We start from the raw sequence: 23,615 nt of genomic DNA, 5'->3' as shown, positions 1-23,615 counted from the left end.
ATTTTGTTATCTAATAACATTATATATGGACTGTAGGTTTTATCTTTTTTGATTTTTCCCACCAAAACATATACGCCAGCGCTACAAATAAGATGCCTGAATTGACCAGCATGATCTGCGGAATTCTGGAGATGATATCCTGATAGAAAAATCCGGCACATAATGCACCTAATCCGATCCCTGCCTCCAGTGCAATATACATGGTCGCAACAGCACGTCCCCGTTGTTGCGGATGACTCAGATCAATGGTCCAGGCGTTTACTGCCGGAGATAAGATACCGGTACCGATACCATATACACTCGCCCCAAGCATAAGCCGGAAGAAGGAGTCTCCCTCGCTGATCAGATAGAGCGATAGTGCTACAATGACCAGACCGACCATAATAACTTTAGTCCGTCCGTATCTGTCGGAGACTTTTCCCGAAACAAAGCGGATCAGAATAGAGGTAATCGTATAGGCAGTAAAGAAAACACCTTTATTGCTCAGACCCAGATGTTCACTCCAGTCAGGAATAAGGGTCAGAATCACACCATAGGCAGAATAAGACAGAAAAGTAACGATACCTGCCGGTAAAGCACCGATATCAATAATATCCGAACGGGATATTTTGAACATAGAAATATGCAGTTTTTCTTTTGTCTTCAGCGTCTCCTTCATATTGATCACAATGACAATGGATAACAACGCAAATACAGAAGAGCTATAAAACATGGTATTGATGCCATAAGATTGAAATATAGCACTCCCTATTGCAGGACCAACGGCACCCCCAATACTGAAACAAAGTCCGTGTAATCCTAAAGCTTCACCCCAACGTTCACGCGGAATAATATCAGCTACATAGGCCGAAGTCGCTGTAGGTTTGAATCCTGTGGAAAATCCATGGATGAGCCGTAACATCAAAAATCCGGAAACAGAGGTAAGTACGGGATACAGAAAACCACAGAAAAAACAAACCACAGATCCGACAGCCATAATGGGCACCCGTCCCCAGCGATCGGTGAGTTTTCCGCTAAACGGTCTGGAGATACCCGCCGTAAGTGTAAATAATGCAATAATAAGCCCCTTATATTCTGCTCCGCCCATATTGCTCAGGTAATTCGGCAATTCGGGGATAATCATATTAAAACTCGACGAAAAGAGCAGAGAACTAAGGCATAGAAGAGCAAATTGCAGGGTGTAGATCGATTTTTGAGGAGACTCCGTCATTATATAAAATTCATTCTCGCAATTTCATTGCAAAATATAGTGGTTGCAACAGCTACATTGAGCGATTCAGCCTGTCCTGTACGGGGTATAGTGACAGCATGGTCTATAAGATCTAATAGTTTTTCACTAATGCCGTTACCTTCATTTCCCATAAGAATCAGCCCCTCTTTGCCCCAGCGCGTCTCATAGATCGACGTACCATCCAGTAATGCTCCAAAAACAGGTAAACGGACTGTACGGATGAAAGACTCCAGATCGGTGTAATGAATCTGTGTACGGGATAGCGAGCCCATAGTCGCTTGTACTACCTTAGGATTATAGGCATCTACTGTTCCTGCCGAACAGACAATATGCTTAAATCCAAACCATTCAGCAGTACGGATAATGGTGCCTAGATTACCCGGATCCTGTACATCATCCAATACAAGTGTAAACTGATTGGCAAAATCCAGCTGCTCAGGAGTTTTTTCCTCCGGCAACCTGACCAGTGCTAATATCCCCTGAGGTGATTTGAGTTGGCTGATTTTTGAGAATTCGTTATCAGTCAGTTCATAAGATTTTATATTGTGCGGTATTTTAACCACTTTTGTAGTCACATTTGCTGTGTAAAACAGTGCATGCACGTCATATGCTGAAGATAAAAACTCGGTTACGGATTTTATTCCTTCTACGACAAAAAGGCTATGTTGCTTACGAAACTTTTTGTGCTGTAGAGATGTAATAAGACTGATTTGCGCTTTTGATAACATTTTTAATGATTAAACAAACGACCCTTTTCGCATTTGCAAGTATAACGCTTTTGTTGTTAATTTTTACATCCTGTCGTTCAACAAAATACCTGGAAGACGATCATGCTTTGGTGACAAATGTGAGTGTTTCCGGTGTAAATGCCAGTCTGAAGGAACAGTCCTCACTTTATATTTCAAGTGAACTAAGACCAAATTCCAGAGTCAACCTGTTTATCTATAATGTATTCAATACCAAAGACGGCAGATACAAGAAAGCCGACATAAAAAATGTAGGAGAGGCTCCCAGTATTCTGGATTCGGCTCTGGTAGAACTTTCGGGACAGCAGATACAACGCTTCCTGCAGACTAAAGGATACTTTAATGCAAAGGTACAACCAGAAGTGAAGATTGCAAGAAAGAGAGCACATATAGATTTCAAAGTAGAGCCCGGTACGCCATATAAAATCAGAACCAAGACCTATACCTTTGAAGATCCACAGATAAAAGAACTCTACGAATCCAGACTGAGCAGCAGTTCTCCTGTCAAAGAAGGAGATATCTACGATGCAGGAAAACTATTGACAGAACGGGAGCAGTTGTTTCTCCTGATGAAAAATCAGGGTTATTATGACTACCTCCGTCAATATATGCGGGTGGGCGTTGATTCCGGTCTGCGCAATTACCAGACAGATCTCAAGATTACGATCGAAAATCCTCCGCAACTACAGGAACATCCGGTTTATGAAATTAATAAGACCTCATTGAAGATCCGGAATCTGAACAATATATCAGGAAGAAGAGCCAAAAACTATGTGGATACAAGTTTGAATATCCATTATGAGGATCAGACAGGCAATTTCAGACTCAAGCCTATTGTGCGCTATATGTTTGTCCGCTCAGGAGAAAAATATGATTTGAGTAAAGAGAATCTGTCCTACGACAGATTGTATGAGATGAATGGATTCAGAAGTGTCAAGATACAGTATGAAAAGGTAGACTCTAATAAACTGAATGTAAGTTACGAACTCATTCCCCGTCCGATCATGGGAAATCAGATCGAGGGCGAATATACGTTTGGATCCGGTATGAGCGGATTTAATATTGCCAATACTTTCTCGCACCGGAATATTTTCGGCGGAGCCGAACAGCTTGAAGTAAAATTACGTTATGGTGTATTGTTTGACCCCCGTATCAAAGGAGGATTAGCCAATAAAATATTCAATAATGACTTTCAGATTGGTGCTAATCTGTCCTTTCCGCGTCTGATGGTGCCATTCGGCATTTTCAACAGTATAGGAAAATATGGATTACCCCGAACGACATTCTCTTCCAATCTGCAGATCTTTAATCAGGATAATACCTATTCCAACCGCTATCTGACCAATACGTTGAACTACACCTGGTTTGAAACCGCTAATAAACAACATAGTTTTACGCCTGTTGTATTGGAATATCGTGTAGGACGCCTCAATGAAGCTTTCAAACAGCAACTGATAGATGAAGGTTTTTTGTTGTATGTACAAAGTAATGATCGTCAGTACTTTGGTTTAGGGTCTCAGTATTCCTATACCCTGAATGCCCCAAAACTACTTAAGCTCGAGAATTTCAGTTATTTCCGCGGAGCCTTAGACCTGAGTGGCAATATCCTGGGGTTAGCCAGCAAATTGTTTAGCTTTCCGGAGAATGACGGACAGCGTACACTTTTCAAAGTACCGTATCTGCAATATGCCAAAATAGAGCTTGATTACCGTCTTTACAGACATCTGGGTGGTAACCGGCAATTTATATTCCGTATTAATCCGGGAATAGCTGTTCCTTATGGCAACAATTCCAGCTTGCTGATTTTCGAAAAGAGCTTTTATAGCGGAGGAATGAATGGTATACGGGCATGGCAGGCACGTACACTCGGACCGGGTAATTACAATAGGGAAGGACTGACAGAAGACCTGCGGTTGAGATTGCGTAATCTGGATCAGCTGGGGGAGATAAAACTTGAAGGAAATGCTGAATATAGATTCAGAATATTGAACAAACTTTTGGGAGCAAAGCTGAATGGGGCAACATTTGTGGATTTCGGGAATATATGGAGATTGAAAGAGAACGAACAAAATCCGGGTGGCGAATTCAGATTTAATAAATTCTTAGGTCAGATGGCCATCGGTTCAGGCTTCGGATTACGTTTTGACTCCGACTACTTTGTCATCCGGATCGATGCAGGTGTCAAAGTCAAGGATCCGCAGTTTCAGGGCAGCGAGCAATGGGTTATCCAGCATCTGTTTAATCAAAAAGAATTCAAAGATGCGTTCAATTCCACACATGCACCCGACCGTTATAATTTTGTGCAATATAATTTCGGGATAGGTTTCCCTTTTTAGAAGAAGCTCTTAATCCCCATAAATATACTCTCCAAAAGATTGGAAATGCTAAGACCCTGAGAATAGTTGAAGAACACATATACCAGAGCCAGAATAACAGCTGTCACCAGAAAACGGCGAAAAGTATAAGCGATCAGTAAGATGACACACGGTACAACAAGCAGAATCAGCCCTCTTATCTTAATCGGATTCAGCCCTTTGTCTGATTTGAAAATATAATATAGCTTGCCCAGCGAATGTTCCTGATTTTTATGTTTGAAGAATACAAAAGTTGAAGATTCAATTGTATTGGTCGCTACAGCTACACCATTATGAAAAATAAGGTCCTGTTTAAGTCCGTTTAAGCTAAAAGCATATGTACCGTTGATACGCTCGTTAGCATGTTCGGCTGTATCCAGAGCCACTATAGCCAGTTTTCCATTCTGTGTCAGATTTTCTTTTATCGTAAAGTTTTCGATAGTATTTTGTTGTGCTACAGCAAGAAACGGTAACACGAATAATAGACAAATGATCAGGTACCTCTGCATAATACTTTGATTTCTCTGCAATAATAGATAAAATCATTCATTTTTGTAAATCATATTCAGGAAGCGCATAAAATGCTGACTATTTTGGAAATAAATTTTTTGTTTACTGCTATACTTTGTACATTTGTCCCGTAACATTCATTCAAATACAAACATGGAAAATACAGCAGCGCAAAGACAGCCAAAAAAGACAGATAATAACGCTAACCGTACAGAATATTATGTAACGTTAACAGTTGCTATTGTTATTGGTCTTGCAGGAGTATTTGTAAGATTTATTCAGGATTCATTTCTTTTTTCAGCTATCGCAAACATTTTGTTGATCATTGCGTCTGTTATCGCTTTCAAAACTGTTTTTTCAATCTTAGGATTCGGAAGTAAGAAATAAGTAAAAAAGAAACTTTAAATATAAAAATCCTGTCGCTCAGCCGACAGGATTTTTTTGTGCCTGTATTTTTTTAGCAACACGAAAACAGAATGTGTACATATTCCCATTTGTCAGATTAATGTTCACAGGCCGGTCACATTCTTTCTGCACAGTGTTTCATTCCCGGCTTCATATGATATCCTTATATATTCGGTAGCATTTACCTCAAACAGAATATACGCAAGTCAGTAGGAAACACCGGGGCAGTTGGTGCATTACGTCCAAACAATATATCAAGTAGGTCTGTGTTCATGCATCCTAGTTATACAGCATACATAAGCAGGTCGGTAAGTTGTAGCATCAGTAAGAGACAAGCACAGCGTCAGTTGGTATCCCCACTATACAGCATACATAAGAAAGTCCGCAGGTTGTAGCATTAGTAAGAAACAAACATAGCGTCATTTTTGGTTTTCTATGCAAACAACATATAAAGCAGGTCTTCAGGTGTAGCATCTGTGAACAACAAACACAGCGTCAGTTGGCGTCCCCGCCAACTGTATCTCTGATCAAAATAATAAGGCCTGCATATGAAAATATGCAGGCCTCACTCATATATATGGAATATACAGGACTAAACGAAAAATGACCATGTAGACCATGGAATACGTGCCAGAATAAAGATAAGACCTAAGATAAAGAAGATCAATACCGTTTGATTTGCTTTTTTAGCATCTGTAATTTTTTTAGCTTTTGAATATCCGATAGTGATCAATACAATAGCGATGATCATAGTCAAAGGGTGTTCGATAATCTTGAATCTCAAAGTAGGGTCTTTCATCACGCTTCCGGAGATCATAGAAGGGTATTTTAAGACGAAGAATAGTACTAGACCTACAACTAATTGTAAGTGAGCAGAAATTAGTCCTATCAGCGCAATTTTACGATTGTAAGGCTTGTTGCCGGCAAAGTTGGCCAACGTAATGATTATCGATACCACCAATGCAAGTAGTAGGACAATCGCTAATGTTGAATGTAAGTGTAGCATATGAGTTCTCTTTTTTAATGTTCGGTCACAAACTTAGATAAATTTGCCTTTATGTGCAATTTAATTGACTGCATATAAAGGTAAATTGTTGATTATTGTGCTATCTCTTAGCCCCGATATTTTTAAATTCGGATGTTTCTTTCCATTTCGGGAAGTAGTTTTCCAGACTCATGGTATAGCCGATGTCAAAAAATAATCGGATATCTGCCAGTATACCTCCGAAATCCCAGTTTTCATCCACCTGGTCAGTTACATTATGATAACGGCCTGCCAAAGCTTTTGTACGTTTGAGGATCAGTGCAGAATCTGTTTCCAGATATTGCTTTCCACTTCCCATAAATATGGCCGGTACACCTTTTTTGACAAAACTAAAATGATCCGAACGGAAAAATCCTCCAGAAGAAGGGTTGCCGGAATCATGTACTTCACGGCCGAACTTTGCAGCAGAACGAACCGCATAGTCTTCTACTTCTGATTGACCCATGCCCACAATAGATACATCTTTTGTTGCACCCATTGGACTAAAAGCATCCATATTGAGATTTGCTACAGTTTTTTTGAAGGGGTAGACCGGATGGGAAGCATAGTAGGCCGAGCCCAGCAGACCTTGCTCTTCTCCGGTCAGTGCCATAAATACAATCGTACGCTCAGGTTTAATCTTTGCGGCTTTGAATGCCTTTGCAATTTCAAAAAGAGCGGATACACCTGCAGCATTATCAATCGCGCCGTTATAAATAGAGTCTCCGGCTATGGCTTCCCCAATGCCAAGATGATCCCAGTGAGCGGAATAAATAATGACTTCGTCCTTTCGTGAAGTTCCTTCTAATCGGGCAATCACATTATTGGATGCAGATTTTCTGAATTTGTTTTTAAGTGTCAGACTTGTGGTCAGACCCAGATCAACAGGCTTGAATCCCGGTTTCTTAGCTTTTTCTAATACAGCTTGTCCTGATCCTGAAAGAGCAAGCAGCTTTTGAGTTGTCGCGGCAGAGATCCATCCTTCAAATAAACAGTGAGATGCTCCGTTATCTTTAGATACCAGATCCAGTTGGGATCCGCTCCAGCTTGATTTGACAACGTCCCAGTCATAGCTTGCTGCGGCTTTATCATGTATCAGCAACACACCGGCAGCACCCTGACGGGCGGCTTCCTCATATTTGTATGTCCAGCGACCGTAGTAAGTCATGGTGTCACCTTTAAATAAAGTCTTGTTATAGTGCCCGGGATCATTGACCATGACGATAACTGTTTTACCTTTTACATCCAGACCTGCATAGTCGTTCCAATCGTATTCGGGTGCAATAATTCCGAATCCTGCAAAGACCAGTCTGGATTGATCAAGTTGTATTTGTTCCTGCAACTGTCGGCTGCCTATAACATAGTCCTCCAGATCTTTTACAGTCACGCTGCCTTTTGCTCCTGTAAAAGTCATTTGCGCAGGAGCAGTGCTGTTGATTTCTACCATCGGGACTTCCTGAAAATAGCTGTCTCCGTTTCCCGGAGCCAGACCAAGCTGTTCAAATTGTTCGCGGATATAGTTTACAGCCAGTGTGTCACCTTTGGTAAATGGTTTTCGGCCCATAAAACGATCGGAGGAAAGTTCCTCCACATATTTTTTGTAGCTACTCTCTGAAATAGCATTCAGTGCAACAGAATCAAGTCCTGAGGTATCATGTACAGATTTGTTTTCTGACTCTTTATTTTTACAGGAAAACAATAGCACAGCAGAAAATAATAAAAGGAAACCGGTTCTTTTCATAAATAGTAGTTTGAAGAATAAAAATACAAGAAATATCTGATTAAAGAGACGGATCAGGGATTGGATATATCTCTGCGACAGGATGAAAGAGATAGATACGGTTGGTAGAGACTTCCACGCACCTGTACCGCTTGCGGATTCGTTCTTTTCGTTGAAATACACGCCCGTTTTTCATTGAAAACAGATCATCCTGATTGAGCATCTCTACCGTTATGACGGGAGACTGTGTACTGTCATATTCTTTTAATGTCCTGAACAGATGCAGGTCGGTACAGCTGGAAGCTGCAGGATTATTGAGGTACTTGATAACGGCATGCAGTATTTTTTCAGGGAAAATATGCAGCTTCAGAAAGGGTTCCATCAGAAATTTGAAATTGTCCTTCCATTCTGTTCCGTGTGGTTTGACCTTATTCTTATGTTGTTGCCAGGTTCGGAGGTGCGCAAATTCGTGAATTGTGGTAATCAGAAAAGAATAAGGATTTAGATTGTTGTTAACGGAGATCTTATGGGATTCTCCGCGGTATGGAGCCTGATAATCGCCCAATTTCGTTGCACGTGCCCGGCTTATCTTAAAGGAACATTTAGAGTCAATGATCCATTGAGAGATAATGGGAGCAGCCAGTTCCGGCATGTATTTTTGCAATTGTTTGGTATAGTCAGGCATTAGGACAAAAATAAGCAATTCAGTCTGAAAAGAGAAGCCCCTGTGTGGCGGATTAAGTTGAGCACAGGTATATAGAAAACCTGTAAAATAATCCTATATTTGACTAAACGCTTTACTTATTAATCATATGTATAAAATAGTCTGTATTCTTTTGTTGAGCATGCTGATAACACGAAGTTTCGCACAGGAGCTCAATATTCGTGTAGAAGTACAGTCTCCACAGGTACAGAATACAAATAAACGTGCTCTGGAAGTCCTGCAGAAAGCAATTTCAGACTTCTTAAACAACAGAGCCTGGACTGCAAATAAAGTGCAGAACGAAGAACGTATAGACGGTGCACTGGTCATCACGATTACTTCCTGGGATGGTTCCAAAGAATTCAAAGGAACGGCGCAGGTTTTTTCCTCAAGACCTGTATATGGTACGAATTACAACAGTCCCATACTGGCATTTAATGACAAGTATTTTAATTTCTCATATATAGAAGGGGATATTCTGGATTATAATGAGAATCAATATATGAGTAATCTGGCTTCTTTGCTGGGATTTTATGCCAATGTTATTATCGGAATGGACGCCGATTCTTTCAAGTTATACGGCGGTAATACTTATTTCTCTGTCGCGAGAGATATTGTCAATTACTCCCAAAACGGAGATTATGTAGGTTGGCGCTCTATGGATGCTTTTGATAACCGGTACTGGCTGATCACCAATCTGACCGATCGCCGCTATGTGGCATATCGTGATTTTGCCTATAATTACCATATAAACGGATTGGACAAAATGGCTGAAAATGAACCACAGGCACGGACAGAAATGGGAGCACTTCTTCCTAAGCTTAAAGAAGTAGACCGGAATAATAGCGGTAATATTCTGACATCTGCATTTTATAGTGCCAAATCTAATGAGTTTGTAGGGATATTCAGTCGTATGCCCGGTAATGAAGGCGTAAAAGCTTACAACCTGCTGGTGGAGCTGGATCCGGCAAATTCGACTAAGTACGAAGAAATCCGCAAATAGTCAGATGATCTCCGGATATCAGACAACTAATTTGCTGTACTATCGTCAAAATATTAATTTTTTACTTTTGAATCTAGACTTATATATATGCTGAGCCGTCTTTATATTCGAAATTATGCGCTGATCGATACGCTGGATATTTCCTTTGATAAAGGGTTAAATATCATCACCGGAGAAACGGGTGCCGGTAAGTCCATTATTATGGGAGCACTTTCCCTTATATTGGGAAGCCGTATCGAAGGTAAATACTTTTTCAATCAGGATCAAAAATGTATTATCGAAGGATATTTCAATATAGGTGCATATCATCTGCAATCTTTTTTTGATGAACATGATATGGACTATGAAACCGAAACTATCATTCGTAGAGAAATCAGCGTAGATGGTAAATCACGGGCTTTTATCAATGATTCACCTGTCAACCTGGCTATATTGAAAAGCCTGGGAGAACAATTGATCGATGTGCATTCTCAGCATGCCACATTACAGATCAATACTGAAGCTTTCCAGCTGTTAGTAATTGACAGTATTGCCGGCAATGCCGAATTAAAGCTAGCTTTTGAAAAGACATTTAAGGAATACCGGTCTACAAAGAAAAAGCTGGAGGAACTTAAAGGAGCTATCAAAAATGCAAATGCGGAACTGGACTATCACCAATTCTTGTTTGATGAACTGGAACAGGCCAATCTGCAGGATGGAGAGCAGACCAGACTTGAAGAAGAACAACAGCAGCTGGAGAATGCAGAAGAAATAAAAAGAGGATTGCTGAGCGCAGTTAACTATCTGACCGAACAGGAGGCTAATGCTGTGTCATTGATTAAAGATGCATTGGGACAGCTGCAACATATTGAAAAATATATGCCGGCTTCAGAAGATCTTTTCACCAGACTACAAAGTACGCATATTGAACTCAAGGATATCGTTAATGAAATCGAAGGACTGGAACAGACAGTTGTATTGGATGAGTCCCGTTTGGATTCGGTTAATGATCGGTTGAATATCATTTACACACTCCAAAAGAAACATCGTGTGGAGCAGGTCGGAGAACTTATAGCCTTGCGTAATGATTTGGAAAGTAAAATTATATCGGCTTCCTCACAGGAAGAATTGTTGATTACGCTGGAAAAGCAACTTACATCTGTTCTGCAGGCATTAAAAGATCTTGCCGGTCAACTCTCATCATCTAGGAAAGATGTATTACCCCAGATTCAGGATCATGTAGCTTCTGTCCTTGCGGAAGTAGGCATGCCGCATGCGAGATTGCATATTGAGCTGCAATCCCTCGATGAGACGCAATTTAAGGAATCCGGACAGGATAGCGTACAGTTTCTTTTTTCAGCTAATAAAGGACAGGAATTACAACCTATACATAAGGTCGCATCCGGAGGAGAACTCTCACGGGTAATGCTTGCCATCAAATCATTAATTGCCCGGTCTACAGCTCTGCCAACCATTATCTTTGATGAGATCGATACCGGTATATCAGGAGAAGTTGCGCTAAAAGTAGGAGAGATTATGCAACGTCTGGCCTCACATATGCAGGTACTGGCCATTACTCACTTGCCGCAGATAGCTTCAAAAGGAAAGAGTCATTTTAAAGTATATAAGGAAGATAGCGGCGATAAGACACAGTCAAATATTGTACTGCTAAATCAGCAGGAACGCGTTCTTGAAGTGGCTCAAATGCTGAGCGGAGCAAATCCGGGAGAAGCTGCAATCAAACATGCAACGGAATTGATTGAGGGGTGAGGAAATATTCATTGAAAATAATCGTCATAAAAAAATGCCTGCAATATTATATTGCAGGCATTTTTTTATGGATTCTTCAGTAATTCTTAGTTACCGATTTCAGCATCCGTCAAAACAATTTTTACAAGCATGTCGCCTGGAGGAACAATAGTTGGATTAGTTCCAACTTCTGTCGCTTCAATTTCAACACTACCTACACGGTAACTTGCTTCATAGCTATAATTGCGAATTACAGCAGGAATAAGTTTATATGCGGTTTTGTCGTTATCGTAAGATATAGCTACACTCACATCGCCATCTTCAAAATATCTTGAATCTAACTGAGGCATAGAGATAGTAGTTTTATATCTGTCTGTTCCGCTTTGTAACTGCCAATCTCCTTGTTTAACAGCTAAAACATAACTCACTCCTGGCAGAGAGTTGGTAATATATTCTTTTGTACAGCTGGACAAACCAATTGTCGTGCCGATCACTAATAGGGCTAATAGAATTCTTTTCATGTTATGTGAGTTTTAAAATTAATATTTGTTATCTATGTTACTAAGACAATGAAATGTTAAAAAAGTTTAAAGTGTTTAAGCAAAAATTTGGCCACAATAGAAAAGCACCGCGTATTTCGGTGCTTTTCTAATTATTTAGTGATAATCTTAATTATCTTTTGATACATCAGATTCTTTTGGCTTGTCTTTGCCTCCTTTCGGAGATTCGCCTTTAACTGTAATTTCACTTTTCTCCTTGTCCAGATCAACCGTTAAGGTGGCTCCGCTCTGAAGTTCTCCTTTCAGGATTTCTTCAGCAATCGGATCTTCCAGATATTTCTGAATAGCGCGTTTCAGCGGACGAGCTCCAAAATTGGTGTCGTAGCCTTTCTCCGCAATGAACTCTTTAGCTGTATCCGTCAATTGAATTTTATAACCCAATCCTTCTATACGTGTAAACAGCGATCTCAATTCAATATCAATAATTTTGAAGATGTTTTCTTTTGTTAACGAATTGAAAACAATGACATCATCGATACGGTTTAAGAATTCAGGCGCGAATGCACGTTTTAAGGCTGTCTCGATCACACCTCTTGAATGTGAATCTGCCTGATTGCTTTTCGCAGCAGTAGTAAAACCTACTCCCTGACCAAATTCTTTCAACTGACGGGCTCCGATATTGGAAGTCATAATAATAATCGTATTACGGAAATCTACACGACGTCCCAGACTATCTGTCAACTGACCTTCATCCAATACCTGTAACAATAAGTTGAATACATCCGGGTGAGCTTTTTCAATCTCATCGAGTAAGACTACAGCATAAGGTTTACGACGTACTTTTTCAGTAAGCTGACCACCTTCTTCATACCCTACATATCCCGGAGGCGCTCCCACTAAACGGGATACCGCAAATTTCTCCATATACTCACTCATGTCGATCTGGATCAGTGAATCTTCAGAATCAAACATAAATCGTGCAAGTTCTTTTGCCAGCTCTGTCTTACCGACACCTGTTGGACCCAGGAATATAAAGGAACCGATAGGTTTCTTAGGATCTTTCAGCCCGGCACGTGTGCGTTGGATCGCTTTAACCAGTTTCTGTACAGCATCATCCTGTCCGATGATACGGCCTTTCATCGATTCACCCATATTTAATAGCTTCTGGCTATCTGTCTGGCTTACCCGTTGTACAGGAATACCAGTCATCATGGATACGACTTCAGCTACATTATCTTCCGTAACGACGTAGCGTTTCGTTTTGGTTTCTGCCTCCCAGGCGGTTTTCTCACGTTCTAACTCTTCGAGTAATTTTTTCTCTGAATCACGAAGTTTTGCAGCCTCTTCGTATTTCTGACTGCGTACGACTTTGTTTTTCTCGATCTTCACTTCTTCAATCTTCTGTTCGATATCAATAATGGATTGCGGAACATGGATATTGTTTAAGTGGACACGTGATCCTGCTTCATCCAGTGCATCGATCGCTTTATCCGGTAGGAAACGATCTGTGATATATCTGGTTGTCAGAGACACACAGGCCTCGATCGCTTCAGGAGTATAGTTTACATTGTGATGTTCTTCGTATTTTTCTTTGATACGGTTCAGAATCTCCACAGTCTCATCATGAGTTGCAGGTTCGATGGTGACACGTTGAAAACGACGGTCTAAAGCACCATCCTTCTCGATGTATTGACGATACTCATCAAGAGTAGTAGCACCGATACATTGAATCTCACCTCTTGCCAGGGCTGGTTTAAACATGTTGGATGCATCCAGTGAACCGGACGCTCCTCCGGCACCGACTATAGTGTGGATCTCATCTATAAATAAGATCACATCAGGTGATTTTTCCAGCTCATTCATGACCGCTTTCATACGCTCTTCAAACTGTCCGCGATATTTAGTGCCGGCTACCAATGATGCCAGATCTAAAGTAACGACACGTTTGTTGAATAGTACACGGGATACTTTACGTTGAATAATACGAAGTGCCAGACCTTCTGCAATCGCGGATTTACCGACACCCGGCTCACCGATCAACAGCGGATTGTTCTTTTTACGGCGTGATAAAATCTGCGACACGCGTTCGATTTCTTTTTCACGACCTACAATCGGATCCAGACGACCTTCTTCTGCAGCTTTTGTAAGGTCACGGCCGAAATTGTCCAGTACCGGAGTTTTGGATTTGATGTCGGATACCTTCTTAGGCTGATTGAATTGTTCCTCTTCAGGATATTCATCCTCCCCGCCGGCAGATGATCCCGGAGCCTCATCCGTGATGGTGGTTTTGTTCTGTTCCACTTCACTTTTGAAGACATCGTACGATATCTGATATTGCTGAAGGATCTGTGAAGCGATATTCTCATCATCACGCAGGATCGCCAGCATCAGATGCTCAGTTCCGATGATATCACTTTTAAATATTTTTGCTTCTAAGTATGTGATTTTTAGTACTTTTTCTGCTTGTTTTGTTAATGGCATATTGCCAATGGGTGCACGCGACACCGAAGAACCCTTTACTGCATCCTCAATAGACTGACGCAAGGCTGCAGTATCGATACCGATATTTTTCAAAATCTTAATCGCCACTCCATCTCCCTCACGAATCAGACCAAGCAAAAGATGCTCCGTGCCAATATAATCATGACGAAGGCGTAATGCTTCTTCTCGACTGTAGGAAATCACATCCTTTACGCGTGGTGAAAATTTTGCTTCCATGTAGTTTTACCTTTCTGTTTTGGGGTTAGAATTAAGGATATTATAAATGTAGAAATATATATCCAAAAATCTTACGCTAATTTTAATATTCTTATCAACAATTACGCCATATGCCTAAATGTAGCAAAATGTCAGTTTATCGGCCGGATTATTTATCTTTGTTTACAAAACAGTTACAAAAATCAATATGTCTGACGAAAAAATTATCTTTTCGATGGCTGGTGTAAACAAGATTTACCCACCTCAAAAACAAGTTTTAAAAAATATATACTTATCCTTCTTTTACGGTGCCAAAATCGGCGTTATAGGTCTCAATGGATCCGGAAAATCTTCTCTCTTAAAAATCATTGCCGGTCTTGACAAATCCTTTCAGGGTGAGGTGGTTTTCTCTCCGGGTTATTCTGTAGGCTATCTTGCTCAGGAACCCGAATTGGATACAGAAAAGACTGTCCGTGAAATCGTTGAAGAAGGCGTAGCCGAGATCACAGCCATATTAAAGGAATACGAAGAAATCAATGACAAATTTGGTCTGCCTGAGGTATATGAAAATGCAGATGAAATGGATAAGCTGCTGGCGAGACAAGGAGAATTGCAGGATAAAATCGATGCTACAAATGCCTGGGAGTTAGATTCCAAACTGGAGCGTGCCATGGATGCACTTCGTTGTCCGGAGCCGGAAGCTAAAATTGCCAATTTGTCAGGAGGAGAGCGCAGAAGAGTGGCACTATGTCGCTTATTACTGCAGGAACCTGATGTATTATTACTGGATGAGCCTACCAACCACCTCGATGCAGAGTCTATTGACTGGTTAGAACAGCACTTACAGCAATATAAAGGTACTGTCATTGCCGTGACGCACGACCGTTACTTCCTGGATAACGTTGCAGGATGGATTCTTGAGCTGGATCGTGGCGAAGGTATTCCCTGGAAAGGAAACTATTCTTCATGGCTGGATCAGAAAGCTAAACGTCTGGCACAGGAAGAAAAAACAGAATCTAAACGTCAGAAAACATTGGAGCGTGAACTGGAATGGGTGCGTATGGCTCCTAAAGCCCGTCATGCCAAATCTAAGGCCCGCCTTCATAATTATGAGAAACTGGCTTCCGAAGAAACAAAAGAACGTGAAGAAAAACTGGAGCTTTTTATCCCTCCGGGACCGCGTCTTGGAAATGTCGTTATAGAAGCAAACAATATCTCTAAATCTTACGGAGACCGTATCTTATTTGAAAATCTGAGTTTCTCCTTGCCTCCTGCAGGTATTGTGGGTATTATCGGGCCAAACGGGGTCGGTAAAACTACCTTATTCAGATTGATCACAGGGCAGGAGAGCCCCGATACAGGTACATTCAAAGTAGGAGAGACAGTTGTATTAGGTTATGTGGATCAGATGCACAATGATCTGGATCCTAATAAATCAGTGTGGGAAAATATCACGGATGGCAATGACAATATTTTATTGGGCAATCGTCCGGTAAACTCACGTGCCTACGTTTCCAAATTCAATTTTAACGGTGCTGATCAGCAAAAAAATGTTGGTGTACTTTCCGGAGGTGAGCGTAACCGCGTGCATCTGGCTATAACATTAAAGAAAAGTTCTAACGTACTGTTGCTCGATGAGCCTACCAATGATATCGATGTCAATACACTGCGTGCACTGGAAGAAGGATTGGAGAATTTTGGTGGATGTGCCGTTGTAATTTCCCACGACAGATGGTTCTTGGATCGTATTTGTACACATATTCTCGCTTTTGAAGGAGACTCTCAAGCCTATTTCTTTGAGGGTAACTACAGCGAATACGAAGAGAATCGCAAGAAGAGACTGGGAGATATTGCACCGAAACGCGTGAAGTATAAAAAGTTGGTAAAATAATAAAAAGTGGAAGCAGCAAAATTATTAAAAGCAATCATTGATCATGCCATTGATGGTATTATTACGATTGATAATAAAGGAATAGTAGAGAGTATTAATCCTGCAGCTTCCAGTCTATTTGGTTATTCACCGGAAGAGGTGATCGGTCATAATATTTCCATATTGATGCCTGAGCCCGACCGCAGTAACCATGATAGTTATATTCATAATTATAAGGAGACTGGTCAAAAGAAAATCATCGGAATCGGAAGAGAAGTACTGGGCCGACGTAAGGACGGCAGTACCTTTCCCTTCCGGTTAGCTGTAAGCGAAGTGTTCTACGAACATAAGAATGTCTTTACAGGATTTATACATGACCTTTCTAAAGAAAAGGCTGCAGAAGATAAACTCCTGAAGCATGCTCTTGAACTGGAACAGCGAATACGTGAACGGACCAAAGATCTGATAAAGACGGTTTCTGAGCTTGAAAAAGCAAAAGCTGAGGTGAGTAACTCGCTGGAAAAGGAAAAAGAACTGGGACAGATGAAGTCACGCTTTGTGTCTATGGCTTCCCATGAGTTCCGAACACCTTTGAGTTCGATCCAACTGTCAGCTTCTCTTATTGAAAAGTATATAGAGAAACCGGATTTTCTGAATGTACGTAAGCATACGTCACGTATCAAAGGATCCGTTCAGCTGCTGACCAATATTCTGAATGATTTCCTTTCGCTGGAAAAACTGGAAGCAGGTGTGGTGGCTGTACAGAAAGAACGCATCAATCTGGTCACGCTTGCAGAAGAAATCACAGAAGAGATGCAGATGATCTGTAAGAAAAATCAGCATATCGTATACGAGCATACCGGTACGGAAGCAGAGTTTATGATGGATGCACATCTATGGAAAAGTATAGCGATCAATCTTATCTCCAATGCCGTGAAATATTCTGGTGAAGATACGTTTATTGAATTCAGTACAAGGATTGAAGGAAATATCTGTACGGTAAGTATCAAAGATAACGGTATCGGTATCCCGGAGGAAGATCAGGTCAATCTTTTTGAGCCATTTTTCCGGGCACATAATACCGGCAATATACCGGGCACGGGATTGGGACTGAATATCGTGAGACGATATGTCGAATTGCTGGGCGGACATCTGGTGTACAGATCTGTTATAAATGAAGGAACATCTTTTTTACTCACTTTTGAACAATAATTAATAAAATGGATAAGAAAAATATCTTAATTATTGAAGATAACTTTGAAATTCGGGAAGGTACAGCTGAAATACTCGAATTGACAGGGAACTATAATATCATCACTGCCGAAAATGGTAAGATCGGTGTTGACCTTGCTATCAAACATTTGCCGGATTTGATACTTTGTGATATCATGATGCCCGAACTGGATGGCTATGGTGTCCTTTACATGTTGAGTAAACATGAAGAAACAGCTACCATTCCTTTCGTTTTTCTAACCGCCAAAAGCGAGCGTGTAGATATGCGCAAGGCTATGGAAATGGGGGCTGATGATTATCTCACCAAGCCATTTGATGATCTGGAACTGTTAAATGCTATCGAAAGCCGGCTGCGTAAAAGAGGGCAACTGGTTGCTAAGAGTGCACCCGGACCTGATGGGTTGCAGTTGAGTGATGAAGAACAACAGATACTCTTAAAGGATCTTATCGAATCCTCCAGAGTAAAACTCTTTAAAAAGAAGCAGGCTATCTATGAATCAGGAGACAATCCTATTTTTGTCTACTATCTTATTAAAGGTAGAATAAGAAGTTTTTTGTACTATATGGATGGGCGTGAACTTTCTACCGATATACATGTAGATCGCAGTTTCTTTGGATATGAGTCTGTATTGTTGAACGAAAAGTACAGTGATAATGCATCTGCACTGGAAGATTCTGAAGTAGCATTGATTGCAAAGGATGATTTCTTTGAACTGCTGTATCGAAAACCTGCTGTTACTGGTAAGTTTATCAAACTGTTGTCGGGAAATATCAGAGAAAAAGAAGAGAAACTTCTGGAACTGGCTTACGATTCTGTTCGTAAACGTGTGGCGAATGCTTTGGTAGATGTAGCCGAAAAATCTGAAGCTGAACATGAAGATGAGTATCTTATCCGTATCTCAAGAGACGATCTTGCCGCATTGGCAGGTACTGCCAACGAAACCATCAGCAGGATGCTTGCTGATTTTAAAGATGAAAAACTAATCAAAAAAGAGGGCAATGCAATCCGGATCTTTTCTGTAGAAAAATTAAGAAAGATTAAACAGTAATAAGACATCTGCATATGAAAAGGGAGAGGTTTTCGGATAGAAAATCTCTCCTTTTTTTGTGGAATGCAGAATAAGGATGAAGACAATGTACTCACACAAAGTCTTCATGTAGCAGACAGATTCTTCCTTTATCCGGATTTTCTTTTCTGAATTTTTATGATATAGTGATGAATATCACTTCTTTACTTGATAGCCTTCACGAACGAGGGTATGTATAAAACTTAAATTTGTTTTGCGTTATCGAATAAATGGAGAAGATATTACATGAAAGTCGTTGCCTATAATATTAAGCCTGAAGAGAAAGAGATATTGGTTCTTGCCAATGGAAAGTTGCACGATCTGACTTTGATATGCAATGAGTTGAATTACAGCACTGTACATTATGCTATCGGAAAAAAAGCGATCATTGTGTCGGACGACGATATTCTTGATAAAAATATTTTGCGTGAACTCAAAGCGCTTGGCGTGCAATATTTAATTACCAGATCTATCGGGACTTTGCATATTGATACTGAAGAAGCCAGTCTTCTCAATATAAAAATAGCCAATACACCTTACGAGAATCAAACCATTGAAGGTGTTGCGAGGCAGACAATCCGCAACCTTAATCTATGGGAAAATGGCAAATGTGTCGGACGGGCTTGTTGCTGTGCCAATGACTGTGCTGCCCTGGAAGATAAATCTAAACATCTGAAAGATGGAGAATAACAATATAGAACAACTGATCCGTAAATATAATGTGGCAGCACCCCGCTACACAAGTTACCCTACAGTTCCGTTTTGGGAGAATGACAGATTTAATACGCCCGAATGGGAAGAACGGGTAAAACAAACCTATGCAAGTTCAACGGCTAATGGAGTCAGTATCTATATTCATCTGCCCTTTTGTGAAGATTTATGCACCTATTGCGGCTGTAATACCCGTATTACTAAAAATCATAAAGTCGAAGATCCTTACATTACCGCTGTACTGAAGGAGTGGGCTATGTACAAACAGATCCTAGGAGATACTGCTGTAAAGATCAGTGAAATACATCTGGGAGGAGGAACTCCAACTTTTTTTCAGCCGGCCAATCTGGAACGGTTGATAACAGGTATTCTGGATGGTAATACTTGTGCTGAAGATGCTTCTTTTTCTTTTGAAGCACATCCTGCGAATACAACAGACAGCCATCTGGAGACACTTTACAATCTTGGATTTAGACGGTTAAGTCTTGGAATACAGGATTTTGATGCTAAAGTGCAGTTCGTGATCAACAGGTTGCAAACAGTTGAGGATGTTGAACGTGTGGTTGCGCAGGCACGAGCGATTGGGTATACTTCCATCAACTTTGATCTGATCTATGGTCTTCCGTTTCAGACCGAAAGTACGATTACAGAGACCATAGATAAAGCATTGGAAATGCGGCCTGATCGTATATCCTTTTATAGTTATGCTCATGTGCCTTGGATCAAACCCGGTCAGCGCAGGTTTACGGAAATGGATTTGCCTGAGGGTGAAAATAAACTCAGCTTGTATAAGCTGGGTAAACAGATGATTGGACAAGAGGGGTATGAAGATGTGGGGATGGATCATTTTGCAAGACCTGATGATGAATTGTTTCTGGCCTCCCGTGCGGGTAGATTACACCGTAATTTTATGGGATATGCCGATCGCTATACCCCGTTGATGATTGGATTAGGGGTGTCTTCGATTAGTGATGCCTGGACAGGATTTGCTCAGAATGTCAAGACCGTAGAAGAATATCACCGATTAATCACAGAAGGAAAATTGCCTGTTGTAAAAGGACATTTGTTGACCGAAGAGGATGAGATATTGAGAAGATATATCTTACATATGATGTGTAGAGGAGAAATGGAGTTTGAAAGGGGCTTTAGACTTAATGCAAAGATCAAAGAGCGCCTGGAGCCTATGTTTCTGGATGGTTTACTGACTATGGGTGCAGATAATGTATGTATCACAGAAACCGGAAAATCTTTTTTACGTAATATCTGTATGGCTTTTGATGAGCGTCTGCAACAGACAAAAGAACAAACCCGATTATTCAGTCAGGCAATATAGTAATGGAAACGAAGTATAATATCGGCGTAAAGGAAACGTGTTTTCATTGTGGCGATCAGGTCGAAGTGGCTGGATTTCATTTGGATGATCATGATTTTTGCTGTCTGGGTTGTCAGACCGTTTATCAGATATTAAGTTCAAATAATCTGGAAAGTTACTACCGTTATAATGCACATCCCGGCAAGGTAAATAAAACAAAGCGGGTGGATCTCAGCTATCTGGATGAAGAAGGGATCGCTGCAAAACTGCTGGATTATAAAGATGATGAACTTGCAATCATCACTGTATATATTCCGGTAATTCACTGTAGTTCCTGTATCTGGTTACTCGAACATCTGTATAAACTTAATCCTGCAATTGTTTCTTCACAGGTAGATTTTATGAAGAAGCAGGCGACGATCAAATTCAAACATCAGGAGATATCACTTCGGGCAATGGTGACATTGCTGACAGATATCGGATACGAACCGAAGATCACGCTTCAGGATGTGGTAAAAGAAGGACAGAAACTTAATCAGGATAATCTGGTTCGGAAAATAGCAGTTGCCGGCTTTTGCTTTGGCAATTCCATGATGCTTAGTTTCCCGGAGTATTTTGGAATGGCTTCTTTTGAGAAGAGTTATTCTGCTTTTTTCGGATATATGAACCTTATGTTTACACTTCCGGTATTGTTGTATAGTGCATCCGATTACTTTCGCTCAGCCTGGTTAAGTCTGAAACAAAAGCGGCTGAATCTGGATGTCCCGCTGGCTCTGGGTATTTTTGTGTTGTTTTTGCGTACAGCTATTGAAGTGTTGACGATTTCGGGACCGGGGTTTGGAGATACCTTATGTAGTTTAGTGTTTTTTATTCTGATCGGAAAGTGGGTACAGCAAAGGACCTACTATCATATATCATTCGAACGGGATTACCGTTCCTATTTTCCGGTAGCAGTGACAGTAATTTCCAATGATGGAGATAAACCCACACCTATCGGTGATCTGAAATTGGGAGATCGTATTTTGGTTCGTAATAATGAAATTATCCCTGCAGATGCGATCCTGCTGAAAGGACAGGCTTCTGTGGATTTTAGTTTTGTAACAGGTGAATCCAAGGAAGTGAGCAAAGTGTTGGGAGAAGTTGTCTATGCAGGAGGGCGACAAATGGCGGAAGCAATTGAACTGGAGGTGGTGAAACCCGTATCTCAGAGTTATCTGACGAAACTGTGGAATAATGAAAGTTTTAAAGCATACGACAAGCAGTTTGATACATTTATTGGGTTTATCAGCAAATATTTCACTTTAGGTCTATTATTAATAGCACTGGTGTCTTCAGTCATATGGCTGACAGGTGGAGAGGCCACTCGTGCATGGGGTGCATTTACCGCTGTGCTTATTATTGCATGTCCGTGTGCATTGGCTTTAAGCTCACCTTTTACACTTTCGGCCGCCCTGAGTATATTTGACAAAAACAAGTTTTATATTAAGAATACCGGAGCTATTGAGCAGATGGCAGCTGTAGATACAGTTGTATTTGACAAAACAGGTACCATCTCTTCCCCTACAAAGTCTTCTCTTTTTTACGAAGGATCATTAAGTAAAGATGAACAGGTGATGCTGTCATCTGTCTGTCGTAATTCCAGTCATCCCCTTAGCCGTGAAATCGTTCGCTGGTTGGGTGTCAGTAGTTTTGTTCCGTTAGATTATTACGCAGAAATCCCCGGAAAAGGTATACAGGCAGTTGTAGGTGAATTTGCCTTTATGGTGGGAAGTGCATCTTTTCTGGAAATCAGACATCGAGAAGAAAAAGGATCAGCTGTGTATGTAATGGTCAACGGAGTAGTCAAAGGCTGCTTTACATTGGAACAATCCTGGAGGCCCGGATTGACTACATTGGTAAATACATTAGAGCAAAACTATGAACTACATCTGTTATCCGGAGACAATGACAGGCGTTCAGACAGTCTGAAGCTTATCTTTCCTGTACGATCGACATTGTTGTTCAATCAGAGCCCCGTGGATAAACTCTCTGCTATAGAAAAATGGCAGCATCAGGGAAAATCAGTATGTATGTTAGGAGACGGGCTTAACGATGCCGGCGCATTAAGAAAAGCTAATCTTGGGATTGCAGTAAGTGATGATATCAATAATTTTTCTCCGGGTTGTGATGCGATATTAGATGGAGAAGCATTTGAAAAATTACCAAAATTCTTCTCCTTTGCAAAAGACGCAGTTAAAGTCATTCATATGAGTTTTGTGATTTCTTTGACATATAATATAATAGGGCTGAGTTTTGCAGTACAAGGCACGATGTCACCTCTCTTCGCTGCTATTTTGATGCCTATAAGTACAGTGACTATTATTTCATTTACGAGTCTGATGACACGTTATTACGCCAAACGCAAGAAGCTACTTTAGCATTTTGTCAATTGCTGGTGGGGACACCAGCAAACGCAAGGGAATTAAGTCGCTGTAGGGCAGATAGGTTTCTAAGAAGTTGAAAAGGTTAAGAGGGTTAATATAGTTGATAAAGGTACACTGCGTGCTGTTATTACTGATTCTCTCCTTTTTAAGGAGAGATGCCTGAAGGGCAGAGAGGTTTTTAAAAACACAGATATGAGTATAATATTTTTTCTGATCGGATGCAGCATTTTTGTGGCATTGATCTTTCTGGGAGCTTTTTTTTGGGCACACAAGACAGGGCAGAATGAGGATACATACACCCCTTCGGTTCGTATCTTATTTGACGATGAAGTCAGAGAGATACCTGCCGAAAAGCATAAATAATCCTCTTTCTGCCAG

General features: G+C 40.7%; 19 protein-coding genes. 11 read left to right on the top strand and 8 right to left on the bottom strand.

Going from position 1 to position 23,615, the window contains the following annotated elements; all coding sequences use genetic code 11:
* Positions 1-19 precede the first annotated feature (19 nt).
* On the bottom strand, positions 20-1,210 hold the full coding sequence (locus I6J03_RS03075) for an MFS transporter (protein WP_003010482.1): 1,191 nt from the start codon (positions 1,208-1,210) through the stop codon (positions 20-22).
* Positions 1,210-1,959 (bottom strand): TrmH family RNA methyltransferase, encoded by a 750-nt coding sequence (locus tag I6J03_RS03070; RefSeq protein ID WP_003010483.1) that lies wholly within the window; start codon positions 1,957-1,959, stop codon positions 1,210-1,212. Before I6J03_RS03070 ends, I6J03_RS03075 begins: the two co-directional genes overlap by 1 nt.
* Positions 1,960-1,964: 5 nt before the next feature.
* On the opposite strand from I6J03_RS03070, the gene tamL reads away from it, so the two are divergent.
* On the top strand, positions 1,965-4,313 hold the full coding sequence (tamL, locus tag I6J03_RS03065; RefSeq protein WP_003010484.1) for a translocation and assembly module lipoprotein TamL: 2,349 nt from the start codon (positions 1,965-1,967) through the stop codon (positions 4,311-4,313).
* On the opposite strand, the gene I6J03_RS03060 is transcribed toward tamL, so the two are convergent.
* Entirely contained in the window at positions 4,310-4,807 is a 498-nt protein-coding gene (locus I6J03_RS03060; RefSeq protein WP_232279805.1) for a hypothetical protein, read from the bottom strand. The genes tamL and I6J03_RS03060 overlap by 4 nt on opposite strands.
* Before the next feature lie 187 nt (positions 4,808-4,994).
* Here I6J03_RS03060 and I6J03_RS03055 point away from each other — a divergent pair, with 187 nt between their 5' ends.
* Positions 4,995-5,228 (top strand): hypothetical protein, encoded by a 234-nt coding sequence (locus tag I6J03_RS03055; protein ID WP_002993473.1) that lies wholly within the window; start codon positions 4,995-4,997, stop codon positions 5,226-5,228.
* A 610-nt stretch (positions 5,229-5,838) separates the two neighbouring features.
* Here the strand turns inward: I6J03_RS03055 and I6J03_RS03050 are convergent.
* From I6J03_RS03050 to I6J03_RS03040, 3 genes are all read right to left on the bottom strand, one after another.
* Positions 5,839-6,252 carry a hypothetical protein gene (locus I6J03_RS03050; RefSeq protein WP_002993476.1) on the bottom strand — a complete coding sequence of 138 codons (414 nt, stop codon included), beginning with the start codon at positions 6,250-6,252 and terminating at the stop codon, positions 5,839-5,841.
* 100 nt (positions 6,253-6,352) lie between these two features.
* Entirely contained in the window at positions 6,353-8,011 is a 1,659-nt protein-coding gene (locus I6J03_RS03045) for a M28 family metallopeptidase (protein WP_003010486.1), read from the bottom strand.
* A gap of 40 nt (positions 8,012-8,051) precedes the next feature.
* Positions 8,052-8,675 carry a SprT-like domain-containing protein gene (locus tag I6J03_RS03040; protein ID WP_003010487.1) on the bottom strand — a complete coding sequence of 208 codons (624 nt, stop codon included), beginning with the start codon at positions 8,673-8,675 and terminating at the stop codon, positions 8,052-8,054.
* A 127-nt stretch (positions 8,676-8,802) separates the two neighbouring features.
* Here I6J03_RS03040 and porD point away from each other — a divergent pair, with 127 nt between their 5' ends.
* Positions 8,803-9,696: a type IX secretion system protein PorD gene (porD, locus tag I6J03_RS03035; RefSeq protein WP_039990301.1), complete on the top strand. Its 894-nt coding sequence runs from the start codon at positions 8,803-8,805 to the stop codon at positions 9,694-9,696.
* 87 nt (positions 9,697-9,783) lie between these two features.
* Positions 9,784-11,445, top strand: coding sequence for a DNA repair protein RecN (gene recN, locus I6J03_RS03030; protein WP_003010489.1), 1,662 nt, complete (start codon positions 9,784-9,786; stop codon positions 11,443-11,445).
* Between the two features lie 86 nt (positions 11,446-11,531).
* Here the strand turns inward: recN and I6J03_RS03025 are convergent, their stop codons facing one another.
* Both I6J03_RS03025 and I6J03_RS03020 read right to left on the bottom strand, forming a co-directional pair.
* Positions 11,532-11,945 carry a hypothetical protein gene (locus I6J03_RS03025; protein WP_002993481.1) on the bottom strand — a complete coding sequence of 138 codons (414 nt, stop codon included), beginning with the start codon at positions 11,943-11,945 and terminating at the stop codon, positions 11,532-11,534.
* Positions 11,946-12,092: 147 nt separating this feature from the next.
* Positions 12,093-14,642 carry an ATP-dependent Clp protease ATP-binding subunit gene (locus I6J03_RS03020; protein ID WP_003010490.1) on the bottom strand — a complete coding sequence of 850 codons (2,550 nt, stop codon included), beginning with the start codon at positions 14,640-14,642 and terminating at the stop codon, positions 12,093-12,095.
* A gap of 187 nt (positions 14,643-14,829) precedes the next feature.
* Here I6J03_RS03020 and ettA point away from each other — a divergent pair, with 187 nt between their 5' ends.
* The 7 genes from ettA to ccoS all read left to right on the top strand — a co-directional run bounded on the left by ettA (position 14,830) and on the right by ccoS (position 23,600).
* A complete protein-coding gene (ettA, locus tag I6J03_RS03015; RefSeq protein WP_002993485.1) occupies positions 14,830-16,512 on the top strand; it encodes an energy-dependent translational throttle protein EttA in 1,683 nt (560 codons plus the stop codon).
* A 6-nt stretch (positions 16,513-16,518) separates the two neighbouring features.
* Positions 16,519-17,703: a PAS domain-containing sensor histidine kinase gene (locus tag I6J03_RS03010; protein ID WP_003010491.1), complete on the top strand. Its 1,185-nt coding sequence runs from the start codon at positions 16,519-16,521 to the stop codon at positions 17,701-17,703.
* 8 nt (positions 17,704-17,711) lie between these two features.
* Positions 17,712-18,773: a response regulator gene (locus I6J03_RS03005; RefSeq protein ID WP_003010492.1), complete on the top strand. Its 1,062-nt coding sequence runs from the start codon at positions 17,712-17,714 to the stop codon at positions 18,771-18,773.
* A gap of 264 nt (positions 18,774-19,037) precedes the next feature.
* Positions 19,038-19,481 carry a Rossmann-fold NAD(P)-binding domain-containing protein gene (locus I6J03_RS03000; protein WP_003010494.1) on the top strand — a complete coding sequence of 148 codons (444 nt, stop codon included), beginning with the start codon at positions 19,038-19,040 and terminating at the stop codon, positions 19,479-19,481.
* On the top strand, positions 19,471-20,835 hold the full coding sequence (hemN, locus tag I6J03_RS02995) for an oxygen-independent coproporphyrinogen III oxidase (protein WP_003010495.1): 1,365 nt from the start codon (positions 19,471-19,473) through the stop codon (positions 20,833-20,835). The genes I6J03_RS03000 and hemN overlap by 11 nt, the downstream gene beginning before the upstream one ends.
* Before the next feature lie 2 nt (positions 20,836-20,837).
* Positions 20,838-23,231 (top strand): heavy metal translocating P-type ATPase, encoded by a 2,394-nt coding sequence (locus I6J03_RS02990; protein WP_003010496.1) that lies wholly within the window; start codon positions 20,838-20,840, stop codon positions 23,229-23,231.
* A gap of 198 nt (positions 23,232-23,429) precedes the next feature.
* The gene (gene ccoS, locus I6J03_RS02985) at positions 23,430-23,600 is read left to right on the top strand and encodes a cbb3-type cytochrome oxidase assembly protein CcoS (RefSeq protein WP_039990364.1); all 171 of its coding nucleotides are present in this window, start codon (positions 23,430-23,432) and stop codon (positions 23,598-23,600) included.
* Positions 23,601-23,615: the final 15 nt, after the last annotated feature.

The organism is Sphingobacterium spiritivorum (genome assembly GCF_016724845.1).
Classification (GTDB): Bacteria; Bacteroidota; Bacteroidia; order Sphingobacteriales; family Sphingobacteriaceae; genus Sphingobacterium; species Sphingobacterium spiritivorum_A.
Note: the sequence above shows the minus strand (reverse complement) of the source record. Positions and strands in the feature narration are given on the sequence as shown.